The organism is Lacrimispora sp. (assembly GCF_032078915.1).
In the GTDB taxonomy this organism is placed as follows: Bacteria; Bacillota; Clostridia; order Lachnospirales; family Lachnospiraceae; genus Lacrimispora.
In genome coordinates this window covers 14,069-33,839 of record NZ_DAMAUN010000045.1, presented here as the reverse complement: position 1 = coordinate 33,839, position 19,771 = coordinate 14,069, and the positions used below count along the sequence as shown (strand labels likewise).

General features: G+C 44.8%; 18 protein-coding genes. 12 read left to right on the top strand and 6 right to left on the bottom strand.

Going from position 1 to position 19,771, the window contains the following annotated elements:
- Positions 1 to 40: 40 nt before the first annotated feature.
- From RT269_RS17280 to RT269_RS17265, 4 genes are all read right to left on the bottom strand, one after another.
- Positions 41 to 910 (bottom strand): helix-turn-helix transcriptional regulator, encoded by an 870-nt coding sequence (locus tag RT269_RS17280; protein ID WP_313184417.1) that lies wholly within the window; start codon positions 908 to 910, stop codon positions 41 to 43.
- Between the two features lie 110 nt (positions 911 to 1,020).
- The gene (locus RT269_RS17275; protein ID WP_313184416.1) at positions 1,021 to 1,854 is read right to left on the bottom strand and encodes a pentapeptide repeat-containing protein; all 834 of its coding nucleotides are present in this window, start codon (positions 1,852 to 1,854) and stop codon (positions 1,021 to 1,023) included.
- Between the two features lie 182 nt (positions 1,855 to 2,036).
- Positions 2,037 to 2,444: an arsenate reductase ArsC gene (locus RT269_RS17270; protein WP_313184414.1), complete on the bottom strand. Its 408-nt coding sequence runs from the start codon at positions 2,442 to 2,444 to the stop codon at positions 2,037 to 2,039.
- A 27-nt stretch (positions 2,445 to 2,471) separates the two neighbouring features.
- A complete protein-coding gene (locus RT269_RS17265) occupies positions 2,472 to 3,776 on the bottom strand; it encodes an MFS transporter (RefSeq protein ID WP_313184412.1) in 1,305 nt (434 codons plus the stop codon).
- Positions 3,777 to 4,219: 443 nt separating this feature from the next.
- Between RT269_RS17265 and RT269_RS17260 the strand changes: the two genes are divergently transcribed.
- The 8 genes from RT269_RS17260 to rd all read left to right on the top strand — a co-directional run bounded on the left by RT269_RS17260 (position 4,220) and on the right by rd (position 11,663).
- Positions 4,220 to 4,585, top strand: coding sequence for a DUF2294 domain-containing protein (locus tag RT269_RS17260; RefSeq protein WP_025232512.1), 366 nt, complete (start codon positions 4,220 to 4,222; stop codon positions 4,583 to 4,585).
- Between the two features lie 346 nt (positions 4,586 to 4,931).
- Positions 4,932 to 6,809 carry a DUF4914 family protein gene (locus RT269_RS17255; protein ID WP_313184410.1) on the top strand — a complete coding sequence of 626 codons (1,878 nt, stop codon included), beginning with the start codon at positions 4,932 to 4,934 and terminating at the stop codon, positions 6,807 to 6,809.
- A gap of 116 nt (positions 6,810 to 6,925) precedes the next feature.
- The gene (locus RT269_RS17250) at positions 6,926 to 7,600 is read left to right on the top strand and encodes a GntR family transcriptional regulator (protein WP_313184408.1); all 675 of its coding nucleotides are present in this window, start codon (positions 6,926 to 6,928) and stop codon (positions 7,598 to 7,600) included.
- Between the two features lie 265 nt (positions 7,601 to 7,865).
- Positions 7,866 to 8,948, top strand: coding sequence for a mannonate dehydratase (uxuA, locus tag RT269_RS17245; RefSeq protein WP_313184406.1), 1,083 nt, complete (start codon positions 7,866 to 7,868; stop codon positions 8,946 to 8,948).
- Between the two features lie 13 nt (positions 8,949 to 8,961).
- Entirely contained in the window at positions 8,962 to 10,575 is a 1,614-nt protein-coding gene (locus RT269_RS17240) for a mannitol dehydrogenase family protein (protein ID WP_313184404.1), read from the top strand.
- A gap of 98 nt (positions 10,576 to 10,673) precedes the next feature.
- Entirely contained in the window at positions 10,674 to 11,015 is a 342-nt protein-coding gene (locus tag RT269_RS17235; RefSeq protein ID WP_313184403.1) for an arsenate reductase family protein, read from the top strand.
- 34 nt (positions 11,016 to 11,049) lie between these two features.
- The gene (locus tag RT269_RS17230; protein ID WP_313184439.1) at positions 11,050 to 11,394 is read left to right on the top strand and encodes a cupin domain-containing protein; all 345 of its coding nucleotides are present in this window, start codon (positions 11,050 to 11,052) and stop codon (positions 11,392 to 11,394) included.
- Between the two features lie 110 nt (positions 11,395 to 11,504).
- The gene (gene rd, locus RT269_RS17225; RefSeq protein WP_013272313.1) at positions 11,505 to 11,663 is read left to right on the top strand and encodes a rubredoxin; all 159 of its coding nucleotides are present in this window, start codon (positions 11,505 to 11,507) and stop codon (positions 11,661 to 11,663) included.
- A 100-nt stretch (positions 11,664 to 11,763) separates the two neighbouring features.
- Here the strand turns inward: rd and RT269_RS17220 are convergent, their stop codons facing one another.
- Positions 11,764 to 13,848, bottom strand: coding sequence for a sodium-translocating pyrophosphatase (locus tag RT269_RS17220; protein WP_313184401.1), 2,085 nt, complete (start codon positions 13,846 to 13,848; stop codon positions 11,764 to 11,766).
- 399 nt (positions 13,849 to 14,247) lie between these two features.
- Positions 14,248 to 15,198: an N-acetylmuramoyl-L-alanine amidase family protein gene (locus RT269_RS17215; RefSeq protein ID WP_313184399.1), complete on the bottom strand. Its 951-nt coding sequence runs from the start codon at positions 15,196 to 15,198 to the stop codon at positions 14,248 to 14,250.
- 140 nt (positions 15,199 to 15,338) lie between these two features.
- Here RT269_RS17215 and RT269_RS17210 point away from each other — a divergent pair, with 140 nt between their 5' ends.
- From RT269_RS17210 to RT269_RS17195, 4 genes are all read left to right on the top strand, one after another.
- The gene (locus tag RT269_RS17210) at positions 15,339 to 16,301 is read left to right on the top strand and encodes a tRNA dihydrouridine synthase (protein ID WP_313184397.1); all 963 of its coding nucleotides are present in this window, start codon (positions 15,339 to 15,341) and stop codon (positions 16,299 to 16,301) included.
- Positions 16,302 to 16,459: 158 nt separating this feature from the next.
- A complete protein-coding gene (locus RT269_RS17205; protein WP_313184395.1) occupies positions 16,460 to 17,854 on the top strand; it encodes an amidohydrolase in 1,395 nt (464 codons plus the stop codon).
- Positions 17,855 to 17,887: 33 nt separating this feature from the next.
- On the top strand, positions 17,888 to 18,649 hold the full coding sequence (locus tag RT269_RS17200; protein WP_313184393.1) for a MerR family transcriptional regulator: 762 nt from the start codon (positions 17,888 to 17,890) through the stop codon (positions 18,647 to 18,649).
- Positions 18,650 to 18,685: 36 nt separating this feature from the next.
- Complete coding sequence (locus tag RT269_RS17195; RefSeq protein WP_313184391.1) at positions 18,686 to 19,768, top strand: BMP family protein; 1,083 nt, start codon at positions 18,686 to 18,688, stop codon at positions 19,766 to 19,768.
- Positions 19,769 to 19,771 lie beyond the last annotated feature (3 nt).

The following is a 19,771-nucleotide window of genomic DNA, read 5'->3' as shown; positions in this document are numbered from 1 at the left end:
AGCACAAGACGGCTTGTTTAAGCCATCTTGTGCTTCTTTGTCATTTGATTGGCAGAAGTTCAATGTAACCTCTTGTGCCGACAGGCTCAAGCTGGATGCGGGGGGTTGATGAATCCCACTGTGCGTCAATGACAGCCGGATCGTATTTACTGATGGCTGTCTGCACATCTTCAATGGCCTTACAGTAATCCTCTTCAGCAAATGGCTCTCCTTTAAACATCAGGTATTTTGCGGCAGGAAGCACAATAACATCAAATCCATCAGGAACAACTCCATCATAAGTCACAGGCACTTCGGCTCCCTGCACATACTCCGAGGTACCGGGGGCAATTAATTTTGCAGGCAGCCACATACAAACCGGTTCGCCGCTGATGGATTTGATACTTTGCAAAAGCCCCCACACATCACAGCCAACCTCCTCACAATAAGCAAAATAGTCGGCAGCTTTTATCCCTCTTTTGATAAGTACCTTTCGTTCCGGCTTTTCAATCACCTGCACAAATACACTTTTTACAGTTTCCATCTGTTTCTCCTTTCTGAGTGTTCGATATTTGACTCCATAAGGCGTGAAAAGATAGAGCGGAACGGGGCTTTTCGCATACTCCCTGGGATTGCACCCAAACTCACGGAAAAACGCCCGCTGATAGCCGTCTACGCTGCCAAATCCTAGTTCCAAAGCAGTATCTAAAATTTTACAGGATTCATCCCGCAGCTTGATTGCTGACTTGGAGAGCCGCAGGCGCCGGATATAATCGGCTGGCGTCATGCTGGTATGCTGCAGGAACAGACGATAGGAGTACCACGGCGAATAATAGGAAACGCTTGATAAAGCAGTCAGTGTGATACTTTCTGATAAGTGCCCTGCAATATAATCCTGCATTCTCTGAACAGCCTCGATTTTTTCTCCCATTTTTTCACCACCTTATGCTCCTTATCTTACATTGACAGCGAGAGAAACTTCTCGACTATTTTTGCTAATCTGGTATAAGTTTACCACGTAACCATATCGGAAAAACCGGCTCATTTTTCCCATGTTGCCGGGCGGGTTAAATTTATGGGAATTTTTGTATTCGAATTTCCGATTGCGGAATTGATCTGCATTTGTGTTAAAAAGATGCTTTTACTCAAATCGGCATTTTTTATGTTTGCGTCACGGAGGTCAGCACCTAAAAAGTTCGTCTTCCTTAAGCTGCATCCTGATAAGTTTGCAGCGATCATGAATGACATACTGAAATTCTTTCTGTCAAGATTTGCTTTCTTGAAATTTTTCCCTAAATAGTTTGAACCGTGAAATTGATTTGATGAAGCAATTGGTGAAATATCCGAGCTTATCTGTTTCAATACGCTGTTCACGTTTGATCTGTATTCTGAGAGATCCAGCATTGCCATATGATCCATGGGCTGCTGTACCATTTGTTCATTTTCGGAGATAAGCAAATCAATCGTTGATTTTAGAAGTTCATCTGATGTCAAAGTAAATGCCTCAGCCAGGTACCATAGCATCTGATGCAGCTGATATACGATCATAAATATCTGAAAGAGTTTATCTTTCTGTTTAAAATTTGCTTTCCATGTTCCATCTGGTAAATATAGCTGAGTCGTTCTTTGTCCAGCTCCGAAACAGTCATAGGCCAGACAACCTTTGTAATTTTTGCCGGCCAGTTTGGAGTGGATTTTGCAGTAAAAATCTGAATCCAGATATTTGCATGGAGTTCCAGCTTCTTTATTGGCAGGAAAACCATCTGTTTTTGTGCAGTACAAAGCAACACAGCATAAGCCGCTGCATTTTTTACAATCAATTTTCAGCTTTCTTATCAAATCGTCATATTTATTATCTGCTTTATCCTTCGTCATAAGATCACCTCCTTAGAATTATTGATTAAATTCCTGCTATTAATAATGAGTAAACAATTTTTCCTTATCATTATCTTACCATATATGGAAGAAAATTTTAACCAGCTTTCACAGGCATGGACCGTATGATTGCCGAATGCAATAAAATAGCCGGCAAGTGCCAAAGCACCTGCCAGCCTCCTTTATAAAGTTCCGTTTTGGATACGATCTCTAAGGTTTAAAATTTTATCCCGGATATGGGTTATTGTTTCTAAAAATACAGTATCATCCATGCCGCTGGGATCGTTAAGTTCCCAATCTTCCCGGTATTTACAGGGCAGGAACGGACACTTTACATTACAGCCCATTGTTACAACAATATCAACCGGAGGAATCTCAGATAGGAGCTTGCTATGCTGGGTTAGCTCCATATCAATTCCATAAAGTCGATTCATAAGCTGTACTGCGTCCTGGTTGATTTGCGGTTTGGTCTCTGTCCCGGCAGAATAGCTTTCAAAGGTATCTGAGGCAAGGTGCTTGCCAAGAGCTTCGGCTATCTGGCTTCGGCAGGAATTATGAACGCATACAAACGCTACTTTTGGTTTATTCATATATAAACTACCCCCTGGTTTTATTTATTATAACGATTCCTCCAGTTTCCAAATATTTCTGTCCGCCCGAAACGGAAGACATGATAATGCACCCAAAAACCCGATCACAAAAAATAACATCGCTGCGCCGGAGCCTTTTCCTGTCCCAAACAGTGGGGTCCACAGACTGCCAGCCGTCTGCCCTGCCATAAACGGTTCAAACACCCGGTCTACCAAAATACCGCCGCAAAGATATCCCAGGGGAATGGTGAAAAACTGCAGGGTATTCCTTGCTGAATAGACGCGGCCCTGCATTTCAATAGGGATTTTTGTACGGAAAAGGACATCCATATTGGCGTTCATAACAGGGATAAACATCCAGCCAAGGATCGCGGCAAAACACCATACAGGAGTACTCCTGCCAAAAGCAAGGATAAAGTTCTCGGTACTCATGGAAAAAAGCAGGCAATTACAAATCACGCGAACCCGGCTTTTAGGCGGAGGCAGGATAGAAACCAAAATGCTTCCAGCCATCGTTGCGATTCCTGTAACGGTATTGATCATGCCAAGGACCAGTTCTCCGCCGCCGGCACGTGACAGTACCATAGCGGGCAGGGCGGCATTGAAGATGGAAGCAGTAAAATTGATAACAGCCAAAAACAGAATCAGATCCAGAATTCCCCGGTTATCTTTAAGATAACGCAAGCCGCTTTTGGCAGACTGCAATACCGTTTCCCTCTCTAAGCCGCGACCTTCTATGACCTGAGGGATCTTGACAAAGCATAACAGCGATAGGAACGCGATGGAAAATGTAATTAAATCGAACAGGATGACAAGACGGATGCTTCCAAAAGAAAGCAGGGCGGTAGCAAGCATAGGTGTCAGTACGGTAACCAACGAATTGGATAAGGAACGCATCCCGCTGACCTTCTGGTAATGCTTTTGCGGGGCCAACAGGCTGATGGACACATCCGACGCCGGCTGCTGTACCGTGTTCATCAATCCATTCAAGGTGTTGATCAAATACAGATGCCAAATCTGGAGTTTCCCAGTTGTCATCAGAATAAGCACGGAAACAGTACACAATGCCGCAAAGCTGTCACTGAGCAGCATCGTAGCCTTTTTGTTCCACCGGTCACTCAGCGCACCTGCAAAAATGCTCAAAAGGACATAGGGCGCATAAGAACAGATGGCCAATAACGAGGTGGTGAGAGCCGATCCCTGCTGTTGATAAGACCAGATCACCAGCGCGAAGTTGGTCATTGCACTGCCCAGGGACGAAAATGACTGTGTAATCCATAAAATCAGGAAATCACGAAGTTCCCCGATGTTTGTTATTAAATTTTTTAACATGACTTTGCTCCTTTTTCAAATAAAATCTTTATGATTTATTGAAAGTGCAAAGTCCAACGGACGAATTCAATCGACTCCGTGCAGTTTCGCCCGTTTCAGACTTTGCACGGAGCAGTGCCAATACAGAGCAGCATTCTTATTCTCCTTTATATCCCGGTTTACGTTTAGAATCAAAATTACCGAGAAGTGATTTTTTATATTCTACCATAAATAATATCAAAAATCCATAATAAAAATGATGCCGGGCATCACTGCTGCCGCAGCTTGTCAGAAGGGGCTTCCCTCCCTATTGACATAGCCTGCCCCGCTTGATCGGGCACAAGTAAGTCCCCGCCCGCAGCTTATACCTTTCCGGCATTGAAGCGGGGAGCTTACTTCATGAGGTTAAAAAAACATTGACAGGCCAAGGTTTTCATGATATTGTATCTGACAGGTGATGTAATATGACAAAAGGTCAGCTGGAAGCTAAAATCAGTGAAGTTGTCAGTAAATTTGAAGTTGAATATATGGGAAGGGGTCCAAAGACGATCCGCACCTATGTATTAAATGATATGATCATAGTCAGGTTGATTGGATTCTTAAGCCCTTCAGAGAAAAAACTGACGGAAAGCGCACAGGGGATTGAGCTGCTTAAGAAAGTCCGGACTTCCCTGTTCGAGGGTGGAAGAGAATATCTTGAGAAAATTTTAACAGATGTCATGGACGTGTCTATTATCAGCACTCACTCGGATATCAGCACGAAAACAGGTGAAAAGATCATTGTCATTACTGTTGATAGGAATTTGGAAGAGCTATATACAGCTAAATAACACCGGAAGACGTCACAAAGTAGAATTCATTCTAAGTTGTAAGTAAGCCGATATCCATAAATTGGATATCGGCTTTATATATATCGTAGGAGGGAGGCGATGAATGAATAGGAGAATATTTTAACACCGAAATAAGAAGGTATTCGGCATGATTTTGAAAAGGGCATTTGGAAAAACAGCAGAACAATCACATGCCTGGAATATTAAAATAGAAACTATGTAATACTTAATAAAATTGGGAAACAAAGGTTGAAGAAGATCATTATAACTACATGGTTTGCGCCTGCCCCACGTTTGGCGCGAACTTTAAATGTGCATAAGGGCTTGCGCAGGAACGGAGGAAAATATGCTGGAATGTTTACGTGATATGAATTTACCCGATTATGTAACGGATATATTGACTGAGTCAAAAGGTGTCGTTATTCCAAAGACCAGGGAAGATTTGCTGACGCTGGCAATGGGAAATTCTGAAAATACCGAGTTTTACATTGAATATGAAGTAGAAGGAAAAGGCAAGGTATTGGAAGCCACTGCTACGAAATGTAAAAACGGAGTCGTAGTCAATTATACGGACGATTACATGAGAAGACGTGATCCTGACTGTCTGTTAATTGCGGATAATAAGCCAACGGATAAACCCAGATACGAGGAGGTTTATCCGTCTGATTTTGAAACCCTGAGAACGGAAACCTTTGACTGGCTGAAAAAGCAGGAGCTGATTTTTTTCCCATTTAAGTCAGGCGGACTTGAGTATGGTTATGATTCAATCCTGATCGCCCCCTTAAACGCCGGTTTTTTCGCTGCCGGACTTGCAGATCTGCAGGGATTTTTAAATATTGACGAGATTTCTTCTGACTTTAATCCAAGAGCGGTTGTATTTCTGGCTCCTCCGTTTCGGCATACCCATTTTGACGGTAAGCAGATCGTGGTTCATAACCGTCTGGAGGAAATTCATGAAGTTTATTCCTATAATTTATATCCCGGCCCAAGCGCTAAAAAGGGCATCTATGGAGTTCTTCTCAATATTGGAGAAGAAGAAGGCTGGGTAACGGCACATGCATCAACGGTAAAAGTGATCACTCCTTATGACAATGAGATCGTCATCATGCACGAAGGTGCTTCCGGCGGCGGAAAAAGTGAAATGATCGAAGACATTCACAAGGAAATGGATGGCAGAGCCATATTAGGAAGAAATACGGTTACAGGTGAAAAGAACTATCTGGTATTAAGTGAAACCTGTGATCTGATACCGGTGACAGATGACATGGCATTATGCCACCCCAAGATGCAGAATGACAGCAAAAAGCTGGTGGTCAAGGATGCGGAATCCGCATGGTTTTTGCGCCTTGATAATATCAAGTGTTATGGTTCCTCTCCCCAATATGAGAAAATACTGATCCAGCCGGAAGAACCCCTTATCTTCTTAAACATGCAGGCAGTACCTGGTGCCACCTGTCTTGTTTGGGAACATACCCTGGATCAAAACGGAAAGCCCTGCCCCAACCCCCGTGTTGTTCTGCCAAGAAGACTGGTTCCCAAAGCCATTGATACTCCTGTGGAAGTAGACGTGAGAAGCTTTGGCGTGCGTACTCCGGCATGTACGAAGGAAAACCCGACATACGGAATTCTTGGTATTCTCCACATACTGCCTCCGGCACTGGCCTGGTTATGGCGTCTTGTGGCTCCAAGAGGATTCAATAATCCAAGTATTATCGATACCCTGGAAATGACCAGTGAAGGAGTCGGATCCTACTGGCCTTTTGCAACCGGTAAAAAGGTGACTCAGGCAAACCTTTTGCTGGACCAGATTTTAAATTCAACCAATACCCGGTATGTCCTGATCCCCAACCAGCATATCGGTGCGTATGAGGTGAGCTTTATGCCCCAGTGGGTTGCCAGAGAGTACATTGCCCGCCGAGGCAGCGCCAAGTTTAAACCGGAGCATCTCGTGGAAGCCCGCTGTCCTCTTCTCGGCTTTGGCCTTGATTCCTTAAAAATTGACGGACAGTACATCAGAAGAGCATTTTTAAGGCCGGAAACCCAGCAGGAAGTAGGCATTCAGGGATACGACGACGGAGCAAAAATCCTGACAGATTTCTTTAAGCAGGAGCTGATGAAATATTATACCGATGATTTAAATCCATTAGGAAAGCAGATCATAGATATGTTCCTGGCAGGTGCAACGGTTAAGGATTATTTAGAAATCATTCCAATGAGATATTAGGATTGTCCGGAGGCCGGAGGTTTCTGGTAACAGCGTACTTGTATACTAGTGCTTGACAATGAGATTGTTTTCGCTTATTCTAAGTATGAACAGAATTTGAGAAAAGAGGTCATGGTATGCGGCTGACAGAACGGTATTCCAAGGAGACAGGAAGGGAATATGCACTCCGGATGTTAAAGGATAATATCATACATCTTGATCTGGTTCCCGGGAGTATGCTGAGCGAAAATGAATTGTCCTCAGAAATGAATTTATCCCGGACTCCGGTGAGAGAAGCCCTGATTGAGCTGTCAAAGGTGAAAATCGTGGAAATTTATCCTCAAAAGGGAAGCGCAGTGACTTTGATCGATTATAAGCTGGTGGAAGAGGCGATTTTTATGCGCAATGTCCTGGAATGCGCAGTTGTGGAACTGGCCTGCAGAACGGCCGGGGAAGAAGCGGTCATGGAGCTTAAAGAGAATGTGAAGCTTCAGGAGTTTTATCTGGAAAATCGTTCTCCGGAGCGGCTTCTTAAGCTGGATGATGAATTTCACCGGCTGCTGTTTCACATAACCGGCAAGGACCAGGTTTATCAGCTCATGGACAGCATTACCATTCATTTTGACAGAATACGCAGCATGTCTCTGATTGCAGTAAAGGATCTAAAGACAATTTCCGACCATCAGGCCATTGTGGAAGCCATTGCTGCTAAGGACGGAAGCAAGGCAAAAGGATTGATGGAAAAGCATTTATCCAGATATAAAATCGATGAAGAAGCTTTGCGAAAGGAATATCCGGAGTATTTTCTGTGATGTTGGCTTTATGGTTTAAAATATAATATTAGCGGTAATAAGAGAAGGAAAGCCTCTATCTCTTATTACCGCTTTTTTGTGATCTGATGTCAGGCCGCCTGGAACGATCAACTTTATACATTATAAACAAAAAAAAAGAAGATATTTATGAAATATGCTGATTGAACTACTAGTATACTAGATATATACTTAAGTCAGGACTTAATAGTCACAAACAATTGCATTTAGAAAAGAATAAGGAGTAAGGAAACGGAGGTATTCAAACATGAAAATGATTATGCGTTGGTTTCCCTTTGGGGATGACAGCGTGACCCTTGACCAGATCCGCCAGACACCGGGGGTTTCCGGTGTGGCCACCTGCCTGCCCAAGGTACCCGTGGGACAAGTCTGGCCCCTGGAGACCTTAAAAGCCCTGAAAAAGGAGATCAATGAGGCCGGCCTTGAGATGGAGGTTATCGAAAGCGTCAATATCCATGAAGACATAAAGAAAGGCCTTTCTACCAGGGATGAGTATATTGATGCTTATGTAAAGACCCTGGAGCATTTAAGCCTTGTTGGGGTCAAATGTCTCTGCTATAATTTTATGCCTGTGATGGACTGGGCACGAAGTGATCTTGCTTATCAGACGGAAGACGGAAGCTATGTCATGGCTTACCGCCATGATGAGGTTTTACAGATGAATCCGGAAAAGATGGCAAAGGCCATGGAGGGAAAAGCCAGAGGATACTCCCTTCCGGGCTGGGAGCCGGAGCGGCTTTATGCCATGGCCCAGGACATTGAGTTTTATCAGTCCATGACACGGGAGCAATATTGGAATAATATGAAATATTTCCTGGATGCGGTAGTTCCTTATGCGGAGAAGTATGACATTAAGATGGCAATTCATCCAGATGATCCGCCATGGCCTCTTTATGGACTTCCAAAGGTCATTACCAATGCGGAAAATATCCGGACATTTCTTGATCTAAACAGCAATCCCTATAATGGACTGACCTTATGTACCGGCAGTCTTGGAAGCGATTTAAGCAATGACATTCCGGCCATGATGCGGGAGTTTGGAAACAGGAAGAGGATTCATTTTGCCCACATCAGGAATGTGCGTCATATTTCAGAAAAGGATTTTGATGAAGCGGCTCATCTTTCTTCCTGCGGGGATTTAGATATGTTTGCCATTGTAGAGGCTTTGTATGAATCTGGCTTTGAGGGATATATCCGTCCGGATCATGGCCGCATGATCTGGGGAGAACAGGCTCGTCCGGGATATGGTCTGTATGACCGTGCCATTGGAGCAAATTACCTGTTAGGTCTTTGGGAAGCCATTGATAAAACCCATAAAAATAGAAAATAGGAGGCATGGATTTATGAAACTGAATCGGTCCTGTTTAACAAACCGGGAAGCCTGGGAAAAGGCTTCCATAAAGCTGCCGGAATTTGACTGGGAAAAAATGAGGTCGACCACAGATAAGTCACCGAAATGGATCCATTTCGGAGCAGGGAATATTTTCCGGGGATTCATCGCAGTTCTGCAGCAGCGCCTGCTAAACGAAGGTCTTGAGGAAAGCGGCATCATCGCGGCAGATACCTTTGATTATGATATTATTGATAAAATATATACCCCCTTTGACAATATGACCATGATGGTCAGCTTAAAACCGGACGGTACCATGGACCGGGAGGTAGTGGCAAGCGTTGCCAGGGGCGTAAAGGCTGATGTGAGCAATGAAACAGATTTCGGATATCTGGTGCAGGCGTTTGAGAACCCTTCTCTTCAAATGGTAAGCTTTACCATCACTGAAAAGGGATATGCCCTTGCCAATTTCCGTGGAGAGCTTTTTCCTGTTGTGGAAAAGGATATGGAAGAAGGCCCGGAAAAAGCCAGCCATGCCATGAGCGTGGTGACAGCCCTTCTTCTTAAACGGTATCTTGCAGGAGGTACTCCTTTGGCACTGGTCAGCATGGACAATTGCAGCCATAACGGAGAAAAACTAAGGGACAGCATCGTATCCATCGCTGAAGCATGGACGAAAAAGGGTTATGCTTCCGAGAGTTTCCTTTCCTGGGTTCAGGATGAAAACATGGTTTCCTTCCCATGGTCCATGATCGATAAGATCACTCCGCGGCCGGCTGAAGTGGTGCAAAAAAATCTGGAGGAGGATGGGATCGAAGATATGGCGCCCATCATCACCAGCAAAAACACATACATTGCCCCATTTGTCAATGCAGAGATTCCTCAGTATTTAGTGGTGGAAGACCGCTTTCCAAACGGACGTCCGGCCCTTCATAAAGCCGGGGTATACATGACGGACCGGGATACGGTAAATAAGACAGAGCGTATGAAGGTTACCACCTGCTTAAATCCTCTGCACACGGCGCTGGCGGTATACGGCTGTCTGTTAGGATATAACAGCATTGCAGCAGAGATGAGAGATGAGGACTTAACAGCCCTTGTAGAGCGGATCGGCTACAAAGAAGGCCTTCCTGTGGTTACAGATCCGGGAATCTTAAGCCCTGAGGATTTTATCAGAGAGGTGATTGAATACCGCCTGCCAAATCCATTTATACCGGATGCCCCACAGAGAATTGCAACCGATACCAGCCAGAAGATCCCCATCCGTTTTGGAGAGACCATAAAGGCTTACCTGGCAGATGAAAATCTGGATGTGCAGACCTTAACTGCAATTCCGCTGGCCATAGCCGGCTGGCTCCGTTATCTCCTGGGTGTGGATGATGAGGGAAATGCCATGGAGATCAGCAGCGATCCCATGCTTTCAGAATTAAAAGAACAGTTAAAGGGAATCAGGCTGGGAGAAACGCCTGAAGGAAAAGAGAGACTTGAAGAGATCTTGTCCAATCCCGTTCTTTTTGGAACTGATCTGGTTAAAGCAGGTCTTTCCGGAAAGATTGAAGCCATGCTTTATGAAATGTTAGAAGGTCCCGGAGCAGTAAGAAAGACACTGCAGCGGTATGTAAAATAATACTATAAAATGGGGAATCCCTGGTTATTGAAACCGGGGGTTCCCTGTGTTATAATTGGCCTGTCAGGAAGAAAGTACCAGAAAGGTGGACAAGGCCCGTGAACATACAAATTTTTGGAACCGGAAAATGTTTTGAGACCAAGAAGGCAGAACGCTATTTTAAGGAACGCGGAATTAAATATCAGTTTATTGATATGAAAGAAAAGGGGCTGAGCAAAGGCGAGTACAATGGGGTCAAGCAGGCGGTAGGAGGACTGGACGCGATGCTTGATGAAGCTTGTAAGGATCAGGAAGCCCTTGCGCTCATCAGATACATTGCCGGTGAGGATAAAGATGAAAAGGTCTTAGAGAACCAGAAGGTACTGAAAACTCCCATTGTCAGAAACGGAAGGCTGGCTACCGTTGGTTACCGGCCGGAGGTATGGAAAAATTGGAGTTAGGCTTATAGAAAGAAAGGAGCAAGGAGAAGACATGATGAAAAAGCCAGAGAAAAATCAGATGTGGGTATTTAATAAGGATATAGAAGGAGTTCAGGCTTCCGAAGGCGTCGTCAGAAAGGTTCTGGCATACTGCGATGGAATGATGTGTGTGGAAAACCAGTTTGAAAAGGGAGCGATAGGAAACCTCCACAGCCACCCTCATACCCAGATCACCTATGTTGCCAGCGGAACGTTTGAGTTTACCATTGGAGATGAAAAGAAGGTCGTAGAGGCAGGAGATACTCTTTTAAAGCAGGATGGCATCGTCCATGGATGTGTCTGCCTGGAAAAGGGAATATTGGTAGATATTTTTACACCTATGAGAGAAGATTTCTTATAAATAACAGGCTTGGAGAAATAAATAAATAGGACATGTGAAATAAATCTATTGATAAAAATGGTATAATATGCTATAAAGAAAGCACAGTGAAGTTAAAGGAGGTGATAGGGATGGGAAAATATGTTTGTGAGCCATGCGGATATGTGTACGATCCTGAAATCGGTGATCCAGACTCTGGTATTGAGCCAGGTACTGCATTTGAAGATTTACCCGAAGATTGGGTATGCCCAGTTTGCGGCGTTGGTAAGGACATGTTTGTTGAAGAGTAAGATTGCGTACATTTGGACGTAAATTAAACCTTCAAGCTGTCGGCAGATGATCTGCCGGGCTTGAAGGTTTTTTTATTTTTTACGGATCAGTGTGTGTCCATTATAATAAATGGAAGGTCAGAACAAGTGACGCAAATACAATGGAAACCATGGAAGTAAGCTTTATGAGAATGTTGATCGATGGTCCGGAAGTATCCTTAAACGGATCACCCACCGTATCGCCTACAACAGCAGCTTTATGCTGGCTGCTGCCCTTTCCGCCATGTGCACCCTGTTCAATATACTTCTTTGCATTATCCCAAGCACCTCCGGAGTTAGCCATCATGACAGCAAGGACAAACCCTGTAACGGTATTGCCGGCAAGAAGAGCACATACGCCTTCCGGTCCTAATAATAAGCCAATGACAATCGGAATGACAACGGCTATCATGGCCGGTGCAATCATCAGCTTTTGTGCCGATTTTGTACACATGTCAACACAGGAAGCATAATCCGGTTCCGCTTTTCCTTCCATAATTCCGGCTATGGTCTTAAATTGACGGCGGACTTCCAATACGATGGATTGTGCGGCTTTGCCTACGGCCTCCATGGTGAGAGCTGCGAATAAGAACGGTAATACACCGCCGATAAACAATCCTACAAGTACTTTTGGATTGGTTATGGTTAAATCCAGGTTTAGATCCGGTTGGATCTGATGTATTTTATCAACATAAGAAGCAATCAGGGCAAGAGCGGTTAAGGCAGCAGAACCGATGGCAAATCCTTTTCCTGTTGCAGCTGTGGTATTGCCAAGGGAGTCCAGTGCGTCTGTTCTCTGTCTTACGGAAGCATCCATATGTGTCATCTCAGCAATGCCGCCGGCATTATCAGCGATCGGTCCGTAAGCATCCGTAGCCAGTGTAATCCCCAAAGTGGATAACATACCGACAGCAGATAAACCGATTCCATAAAGTCCCAGGTTAAAATCACTGGCACCTCCGGAACAATAGTAGCTTACAAGGACAGAAATACTTACGATTATGACCGGTGCGACAGTAGAAAGCATGCCAAGGGATAATCCGCTGATGATGACTGTTGCGGCTCCGGTTTCACTGGATTCTGCTAATTTTTTAGTTGGGCTATAAGTATCTGATGTGTAATATTCCGTAATGGCTCCGATTAAAACACCTGCAATTAGTCCTGAAAGAACGGCGGCATAAAGTCCCATATGACCGGGAAGCATCAGCTTTATTATAAAAAACGCTGCAATAACAATAATTGCCGCACTAATATAAGTACCGGTTCTAAGTGCTTTGAGAAGGTTCTTCTGAGAGGCACCTTCCTCTGTCTTGACAAAAAAGGTACCAATGACGGAAGCGATAACGCCCAGTGCTGCCAGCAGCATCGGTATGGACACGCCCTTGATTCCGTATCCTGCGGCAACAGCAAGAGCTGCTGTTGATACAATAGAACCTACATAGGATTCGTAGAGATCAGCGCCCATTCCGGCTACGTCACCTACATTGTCACCTACATTATCAGCTATAACAGCCGGATTACGCGGATCATCTTCTGGAATACCGGCTTCTACCTTACCGACAAGGTCAGCCCCCACATCTGCTGCCTTGGTAAAGATACCGCCGCCGACCCTGGCAAAGAGGGCCATACTGGAAGCGCCCATTCCAAAGGTCAGCATATTCGCTGTGATTTCCATAATACGTTGTTCTACCGGAAGATGCTGAAACGCTGCGTTTAAAATGAAATACCAAATAGAAAGATCCAGAAGACCAAGCCCGACTACCGTAAAGCCCATAACCGAACCGGCTGAAAATGCCACCTGGAGTCCTTTATTCAAGCTTTTTGAAGCTCCTTCTGCAGTTCTGCAGTTAGCCATAGTTGCGGTGCGCATACCTATGAAGCCGGAAAGACCTGAGAAAAAACCACCCGTTAAAAATGCAAACGGGGTAAAAAAGCTTAGGAAACCGTTAAATGCCATAATAAGTAAAATACAAAAAACAGCAATGAAAAATATGGCAACCCCTGAATACTGACGTCTCAAGTAGGCATTTGCCCCTTTTCTTACAGCTTCAGAGATCCGGACCATTTCTGAGGTACCCTCTGGTTGTTTTTTTACACGAAGGAACATGACCCAGGCAAAGATAATCCCCAACAATGACCCCATTGATACAAAATAAATTGCATCCATTACTTCATACCTCCAGTTTTATATTTTGATGATTTCATTATAGTACCAATTAATATATATTTTCAACAAATAAATGAATGAATTTACTAAAAAAAGGCGAGTTTTTACCAATAATTACGAAGAAATCTGGATTTGATTGTTATTTTTTAACACTTTCTTAACAGCGCTCCTTATATCTGTGATTATTTGGTTTCAGTGGATCTCTAATAATGATGATATTCGATTTCTAATGGATTATTATGGTAATATTATAATTTTATTATTTCTTTTGGACTTGATATTTTTGCAGGAACAGATTTTCCAACCAAAAAGAACTCCCTGCCCTCATGAATGAGGGGCAAGAAGTTCTTGCTGACATTGGCATTTTTCTTTCATTATCAGGTCATTGACTGTAAGCGCTTAGCTTACACCAGGCCCCTTGCTTTCGGAGACAGAGGGTGGAGCGACAGTACCGTCATTCTGGCTGTTGGTATTCTGGGCAGTCTGAGTGGTCTGGGCTGCCTGGACAAATGTAGATTTACCTGCTTTTTGCAGATATTCCATAATTCCTTTTGCATCCGCCTCCCCCAGTGCCTTATACTGTTCCTCTGTTGACAGAAACAGGGTCAAGTCGCTGGTATGGTTTAAAAATCCATGCTCAATGATAAAGCCTCTGATTCCATACATCTGTGAGTAACGGGGAATCGCATAGTAATCGGCCTGGCTTCCGTCGGGGAATAAGGTTCCGTTTTCCGAATCCCGGAGAATCAGTCCCCGGTTGTTAAGTCCCAGATTATTTAACTGCTTTAGGATGGTACTTGCGGCTTCCTGGGACTGGAGGGCCAGTTCGTTGTTAAAGCGGCCGGTTCTGGGGGCCATGGAGCTTACTCCAAAAGCATTTTTCACCGTACCGTTTCCCAAAGCCGAGTCTACATGCTGGCTTACGAAAAGATCTGCCTGCACAGAGGCGGCAAAGGCGGCCCGCTGATCCAGAGGAACGGTGACTTCCGCGCTGTCCTTGGTTAAATAAACCGTATAATTGGAAAACTGTTCCAGATACTGCTTTGTATAGGAAGCGATCTTCATGGTGATCTGATCTTCATAATAGGTGACTCCATTATATACAAAGTTGCAGCCGGAATAATGCCCGCCTGTCTTGCCGTGGCCCGGATCCAGGACCACGATAAAGTTGGAGCTGTTGCTTCGCATGCCCGGTCCTATTTCAGGTGTCATTGTCTTGGTTACCGGAGGTGCAAAGGCCGGCCCGGTTTCTTCTTCTGCCCATGAGACGGAAGAGGAGGTGGTAGAGATAAGAACGGCAAGTAAAAGGGCCTTGGCGGCTGCAGGCAGTAAGTTCTTTAAGTGTGTCATGATCGATCCTCCAGAATTATGGCGTTTTGCCTTATATTATAACACTCTTTGGCAGATTCTGTAAATGGCCTTCTATGAATTTGTCGCCTATTGTGGTAAAATGTACCGATATAGAAATAACAGAAAATGGAGACTGAAACATGAAGTATTATTTTGCCCCCATGGAGGGGATCACCGGCTACGTTTACCGGAACGCTCACCATAAGTTTTTTGATCAGGTAGATATCTATGTTACTCCTTTTATTGTGCCCACCCAGAACCGGAAATTTACCTCCAGGGAAAAGAATGACTTTCTGCCGGAGCATAACGTGGGATTGCATGTGATTCCTCAGATTCTCACCAATAAGGGGGAAGATTTTATATGGGCGGCAAAAGAACTGAAACAATTCGGATATGAAGAGGTGAATTTAAATCTGGGCTGCCCTTCTCCCACAGTGGTCACTAAGGGCCGGGGGTCCGGCTTTCTTGGAGAACCGGAGCTGCTTCAAATCTTTTTTGATCAGGTTTTTTCCGCCTTGGATATGAAAATTTCCGTAAAGACCAGGATCGGAAAGGACAGCCCGGAGGAATTTGGAAGGCTTATGGAAATTTATAACAAATATCCGATAGAGGAGCTGATCATCCATCCCAGGGTCCAGAAGGACCTCTATAAGAATGAACCTAATTGGGAGGTGATGAAGGAGGCAGTCTCTATAAGCAAAAACCCTCTGTGCTACAACGGAAACTTGTTTTCGGCCGAAGATTATAAGGAATTTACCATAGCCTTTCCTTCCATAGACCATATCATGCTTGGAAGGGGGATGGTGGCAAATCCCGGTCTTGCAGGGGAAATGAAAAACGGGGAGAAAATGGAAAAGGGTCAGCTTAAAGTCTTTCATGACGAGATCCTGAAAGGATATGAAGAAATCATATCAGGGGACCGCAATGTCCTGTTCAAGATGAAGGAACTGTGGGCATATATGATCCAGATGTTCGACGGCAGCGAAAAACATGGGAAAAAGATCAGAAAATCCCAGCACCTTGCAGATTACAGGGCAGTGGTTGACAGCCTGTTTGGAGAACTGGATTTAAAAGAATCGGGCGGGGCTTTTGGCGGCGTTTAAGAATGGAATGTACGCTTATAAGAAAATCACGAAATGATTATAAATTTTTTTAATGAATGAATGAGCGCTTCAAGCTTGAACCTATAGTCACTATAGGATATATAATGACCTCGATTTTAAATGACGGCATGGTGCCGTACTGAAAATGGAGGGATAACATGGCTTCAAAATTATTGATTAAGAATGCCAAAGCAATTATAACCTGCGATGAAAATGACCATGTGTACAAAGACACCGATATCCTCATTGAAGGGCCTAAGATTGTGTCAATAGGCCCTGGGATAAAGGGAGAAGGGGCACAGGTCATTGACGGATCAGGGAAATTTGTATACCCGGGACTAATCAACACCCATCATCACTTCTTTCAAACCTTTGTAAGGAATCTGATCACCATTGATTATCCGAATCTGACGGTCATGGACTGGATCGATAAGATCTACCGGATTTTTCAGATCGTTGATAATGATGTCATTTATTATTCCACTCTTACGGCTTTTGCCGATTTAATCAAACACGGCTGCACCTGCGCCTTTGACCACCAGTACTGTTATACGAAGAAAACCGGCAAGGATCCGGTGGACCGGCAGATGGAAGCAGCAAATCTTATGGGAATCCGTTATCATGCAGGGAGGGGCAGCAACACCCTTCCAAGGAGTGAGGGAAGCTCGATTCCAGATAATATGCTGGAGACCACAGATGAATTTTTAAAAGATTGCGAAAGGCTTATCCGTCTCTACCATGATCCAGGTCCTTATTCCATGCAGCAGATCGTCATGGCGCCCTGCCAGCCGATCAACTGCAGGCCGGATACATTTATTGAAACCGTTGCCGCAGCCAGAAGCATGGGCGTGCGGATGCACACCCATTTAGGAGAAGGGGAGACGGAAGGGATCAGGGCCCGCTATGGAAAGCGCACTCTGGAATGGTGCAGGGACATTGGCTTTATCGGAGAAGACGTCTGGTATGCCCATAACTGGGAAGTGCTGCCGGAAGAATACAGGCTGCTTGCCGAAACAGGAACCGGGATCTCCCATTGTCCTGCGCCGGCTGTGCTGGGCGGCTTCCCGATTCTTGATATCAAGGCCATGGAGGAGGCCGGAGTGCTTATAAGCCTTGGCTGTGACGGATCCGCGACCAATGACAGCTCCAATCTTCTTGATGCCCTTCGCTCGGCTTATCTAATGCAGACTTATCATGCAAAGGAAAGAGGCGGCTGTCCATCTGCCTATGATATGTTAAAGATCGCTACCGTAAATGGGGCAAAGACTCTGGGAAGACCGGATCTGGGTTCTCTGGAACCGGAAAAGGCAGCCGATCTGTTTATGATAGATGCAGAAGCCCTGGAGCTTGCAGGTGCAATCCATGATCCTAAAAATCTCCTTGCAAGGGTTGGCTTGACAGGAAACGTATGGCTCACTATGATTAATGGAAACGTGGTTTATAAGGATGGCGTGATCACCGGAGTGGACGAGAAACGGCTGGCTTCTGAGGGAGAGGCAGTCTGCACCAGAGTGATACGAAAGCCAAGCGAGGCATTCCGTCTGTTTTTATAAGCCGCCCGATCATAGAAAGTTGAGGAAAACGGTTTGAAGGAATTTTTATCCATTGGAGAGATGGGATCACTTTTCGGGCTGAATATACAGACCCTGTATTATTATGACAGCATAGACATATTTAAGCCAAGGATGCGGGACTTAAAAAACGGCAGGAGAAAATATGAGTTTGACCAGATTTATGAACTGGCAACCATTTGCTACATGCGAAAGCTTGGATACTCCCTGGAGGAAATCACCAGGCAGCGGAGAACACAGCATGCCGGTTCTGCTCTGGATTCCTTAAAGCAGCGATCAGAGGAGCTTCACAGGCAATGGATGGAGCTGATTTCCATTGATGAGGCCATTCAGAGAAAGCTTCGTTTTATTGAAGAAGAGATGGAAAATATCCGCACCGATGAGATCACCATCCGCCATTTTGAGGACAGGGCCTATCTTGCCATTGGAGAAGAAGAAATGATCTATCGGCAGAATTCCTTCTATTTTTATCCTACCATTGCCTTTTATCAGGGAGAAGGGAAATATTTCGGAGCTTATTTATATCCCTCTGGCGAACCGCTGCCGGAGACCATAAGAAAGGATCAGATCCGTAAAATTCCTGCCGGCGATTTTTTGTGCGGCTATCACCTGGGCTCTTATGAAACGGTTCCTGCTACCATAGAGAGGATCCGGAACGCAAGACCGGATCTGGAATTTGAAGACCTTACCATTAATTTTAACATTCTGGATCAGTTTGTGGAAAACCAAAGCTCCAATTACATTACCCATACCCAGATCCGGATATTGAATCCTTAACAACGGCGTAATCGACAACAAGAGAGGAGTATCATTATGAAAAACTTAAAAAAACTGGCAGCCCTGGTTCTTACTGCTTCCATGGCGGCCGCATCCTTAGCCGGATGCAGTAAAAACACAGAGACAAAAACGGAGACCCCTAAAACCGCTGAAACCCCTAAAACCGCTGAAACATCTGAAACACCTGAGACTTCTAAAACATCTGAGACCTCTAAAACTTTCAAAGTAGCACTTTGCCTTTCCGGTGCGGCCAATGACATGGGCTGGTGCCAGTCCGCTTATGATGGTTTAAAGCTTCTGGAATCCGATTATGGCTGTGAGACTGCCTATACGGAAAATCTGACTCCTGATGACATTGAAGCCGCATTTGCCGATTATGCCGCCAATGGCTTTGACGTAGTGATCGGCCACGGCTATGAGTTCGGTGATCCTGCTGTTGAAGTGGCAGAACAGTATCCGGATACAAAATTCATTGTAACTGAGGGAGAAGTTTCCGCTGACAATGTGGCTTCCTATGTCACCAAATGCGAAGAAGGCGGTTACATCATGGGAATGCTTGCAGCAGGGATGTCAAAAAGCAATAAGATTGGTTTTGTAGGCCCCATTCAGGGCGCTTCCCTTGTTAAAATCATGAATGGCTTTGAGGATGGTGCAAAGTCCGTAAAACCTGACATTGAAGTCCAGACTGCATGGACCGGTTCTTTTACGGATACGGCTCTGGGAAAAGAAGCTGCCCAGGCTATGATTGACAATGGAGCCGATGTCATCGGCCATTGTGCCAACGAATCCGGTACAGGAGCCATCAATGCGGCTAAGGAAGCAAAGGTTTATGCAACCGGAGATTCCTATGATCAGAATGGACTGGCTCCGGAAACTGTTCTTTCTTCTTCCGTATACCATATCCCCCAAGTGATCGAAGCAGCCTTTCAGACGGTGGCAGACGGAAGCTTTGCAGGAGGAATCTATGATCTGGGCATGAAGGAAGGCGCGGTGAGCATCGCTTCATACCATGAACTGGAGGCCAAAATCCCGGATGAGGTGAAGGCGGAGATCGAGAAAAAGGTATTAGCCATTGCAGCCGGAGAATTTACGGTAACATGTGATACAAAGATTAGATAGGGA